Source organism: Rathayibacter sp. AY1F4, assembly GCF_002931775.1.
Classification (GTDB): domain Bacteria; phylum Actinomycetota; class Actinomycetes; order Actinomycetales; family Microbacteriaceae; genus Rathayibacter.
Genome location: NZ_PSVE01000049.1, coordinates 1 through 1556, shown reverse-complemented (window position 1 = coordinate 1556; position 1556 = coordinate 1). Strand labels below are relative to the sequence as shown.

Below are 1556 nucleotides of genomic sequence, written 5' to 3'. Positions count from 1 at the left end.
AGCGACCTGTGGTGGCGCACCGCCGTCTTCTACAACCTCGACGTGAAGACGTTCATGGACTGGGACGACGACGGCGTCGGCGACCTCGAGGGCCTCGTCCACCGGATCGACTACCTGGCCGAGCTCGGCGTCAGCTGCCTCTGGCTCGCGCCGTTCTACCGGTCACCCGGCCGCGACAACGGCTACGACATCAGCGACTTCTACGGAGTGGACGAGCGCTTCGGGCACCACGGCGACGTCGTCGAGGTGATCCGGACCGCCCACGACCGCGGGATGCGCGTGATCGTCGACCTCGTCGTCAACCACACCTCGGACCAGCACCCCTGGTTCCAGGCCGCCCGCTCCTCCCCCGACAGCCCGTACCGCGACTACTACGTCTGGCGAGACGAGCCGCCCGCCGATCAGCCCGCGAACGTGTTCCCGGACGCGGAGGACGGCGTCTGGTTCCGCGACGAGGAGGCGGGCCAGTACTACCTGCACCACTTCTACCGGCACCAGCCCGACCTCAACACCGAGAACCCGGCCGTGCGCGACGAGATCGCGAAGCTCATCGGGTTCTGGCTGCAGCTGGGCGTCGACGGCTTCCGGGTCGACGCGGTGCCGTACCTGATCGAGCCCGGCGCCCGCGACGAGCACGAGTGGCTGCGCCTGCTGCGCCGCTTCGTCTCGCGGCGCTCCGGCGAGGCGATGCTGCTGGGCGAGGTCAACGTGACCCGCGAGGAGCAGCTCGGCTTCTTCGGCGGCGAGGACGCGGACGAGCTGTCGATGCAGTTCGACTTCATCGGCAACCAGCGCCTCTACCTCGCGCTGGCCCGGGAGGAGGCAGCCCCGCTCGTCGAGGCGCTCGCGAGCCGCCCCGAGATCTCCGTCGGCAGCCAGTGGGCGAACTTCGCGCGCAACCACGACGAGCTCACCCTCGACCAGCTGAGCGACGACGAGCGCGACGAGGTCTTCGCGGCGTTCGCTCCGGAGCAGTCGCAGCGGATCCACGGGCGCGGCATCGTCCGCCGCCTCCCGCCGATGGTCGACGGCGACCCGCGCCGCGTCCGCCTGGTCCACAGCCTGGTCTTCTCGCTGCCCGGGACCCCGGTGCTCTACTACGGCGAGGAGATCGGGATGGGCGAGAACGCCGACATCCCGGGCCGGAGCGCCGTGCGGACCCCGATGCAGTGGAGCAGCGCGGCCAACGGCGGGTTCTCGCGCGCCGACGCCGCCGACCTGATCGCCGCCCCTCCCGGCGGCGGCTTCGGACCCGAGCACGTGAACGCGGCCGCGCAGCTCCAGGATCCGGACTCCCTCCTGGCCCACGTGAAGGGCCTCGCCTGGCTGTACCGGCGGTCGCCGGAGATCGGCTGGGGCGAGTACACGCACCTCCCCTGCGACGAGCCGAGCGTGCTCGCGCACCGGATGTCCGCGTCTACCGGCACGACCGTCGCGGTGCACAACCTGGCGTCGAACCCGCGCACGGCGCACCTGACGCTCCCCGACACCCCCGCCGGGGCGCGGCTGGTCGACTCCCTCGGCGGCGAGTCGCTCCCGCTCGGCGAGGACGGCGC

General features: G+C 71.9%; 1 protein-coding gene. It reads left to right on the top strand.

Annotation, left to right across the window (positions count from 1 at the left end):
• A partial coding sequence (locus C5C59_RS16935; RefSeq protein WP_104239713.1) for an alpha-amylase family protein occupies positions 1-1556 on the top strand: 1556 nt, incomplete at both ends.